Source organism: Oleiphilus sp. HI0067 (assembly GCF_001635735.1).
In genome coordinates, this window is sequence record NZ_LWFI01001214.1 from 1 (window position 1) to 1,611 (window position 1,611).

Below are 1,611 nucleotides of genomic sequence, written 5' to 3' on the forward strand. Positions count from 1 at the left end.
GGTATGTCAAAGTCATGAATGTTGTAGTTCTTCAGGAACTCTTTTTCGGATATTTGTTTTGTCATTTCTAACTCATCTCCAGTTGTCTACTGGCTTTCATTTATTCCGTGATAAAGAACAACATACACATAAGTGTTAATAAGCCACTAAGATAGTGGCGCAAAAACACTATGTCAAACTGAGAGTTTTTAAATTAAGTCAAAATAGGGTGTTGACATATAAGTGGCAGTAAGCCACTATGTATTCAGGCTAACAAATCAGGTGGGATTCACCAGTTAGCATTAGCACGAAATTGGATAGACCAATTTCCTGTCACCAACAGCAAGGGGTTTGCTGATATGAGTAACAAAGAATTCGACTTTTTAGTTTTTATTGGGCGTTTCCAGCCTTTCCATAATGGACATTTACAAGTGGTCCGAGAAGGTTTGGAAAAGGCGAGACAGCTAATCATTTTAGCGGGCTCAGCACACCAACCTAGATCAACACGTAACCCTTGGACGATAGCAGAACGCGAAGCCATGATTCGCGGTTCAGTGTCTCAAGAAGAGAGCGATCGAATGCACGTCGCTCCATTGATGGATATTGTTTACAACGATGAATCTTGGGTTCGAAACGTACAAGCAACTGTAAATGGTTATGTAACGGCACACCACGGTGTACCGCACAAGCAACCAAAAGTTGGGTTGATCGGGCACAGTAAAGACCAGAGTTCATACTACTTAAATTTGTTCCCGCAATGGGGGGCAGTTGAAGTAGAGAACTACCAAGGAATTAGCGCAACACCGGTTAGAGAATTGGTTTTTGGTTCGAAAGATAGCCAAGGTAATTTAAAACAATTCTTGCCAGTGAACGTGCAAGAAGAATTGAAGAAGTTCTACGCGACACCTGAATTCAGTGAAGTAAAAAGTGAACAGGAGTTTGTCGCTAAGTATCAGCAAGCATGGAGTGCTGCACCGTATCCACCGACCTTCGTAACAGTTGATGCAGTGGTGATACAAAGCGGACATGTCTTGATGGTGGAACGGAAAGCAAGGCCAGGGAAAGGGCTACTAGCATTACCTGGAGGCTTCGTGGATCACGGAGAGAAATTGGTAGATGCTTGCTTAAGGGAGCTAAGAGAAGAAACGCGTTTGAAAGTGCCTGCACCGGTACTTAAAGGCTCAATCAAATCCCAAGAAGTATTTGATGACCCTTACCGCTCGGCACGAGGAAGAACGATTACACATGCTTTCTACTTTGAATTAGCTCCGAACAAGGAGTTACCCAAAGTAAAAGGCGGGGACGATGCAAAACACGCGAAGTGGATGCCACTGGCGGAATTGGATCCAACCCAGATTTTTGAAGATCACTATTTCATCATCCAGGAAATGATTGGAATGTAAAAACTAAGCATACCCCAGGGCCGGGATAGACCCAGCCCTGTTTTTAAAAGAGAAAAACTGATTGGAGGATTTCCATCATGACTAATAGAAATATCATCTTAAATGTAGACTCTTATAAAGCGTCTCACTACTTACAGTACCCACCCAATACGACAGAGGTGTCTAGTTACATCGAAGCGAGGGGCGGGCAATTCAAACAGGCAGTCTTCTTTGGTTTGCAAATGTTCAT

Annotated in this window: 2 protein-coding genes; both read left to right on the forward strand. The window is 43.1% G+C overall.

What is annotated here, in order from left to right:
- The first annotated feature begins 338 nt into the window (after positions 1–338).
- Positions 339–1,382 (forward strand): bifunctional nicotinamide-nucleotide adenylyltransferase/Nudix hydroxylase, encoded by a 1,044-nt coding sequence (locus A3739_RS18240; protein WP_068481099.1) that lies wholly within the window; start codon positions 339–341, stop codon positions 1,380–1,382.
- 77 nt (positions 1,383–1,459) lie between these two features.
- The coding region (locus tag A3739_RS30095; protein WP_197472423.1) for a nicotinamide phosphoribosyltransferase domain-containing protein at positions 1,460–1,611 on the forward strand (152 nt) is incomplete at its 3' end.

Coding starts and splice junctions, on each gene's coding strand:
- A3739_RS18240 (WP_068481099.1), top strand. CDS start 339: ATGAGTAACAAAGAATTCGACTTTTTAGTTTTTATTGGGCGTTTCCAG.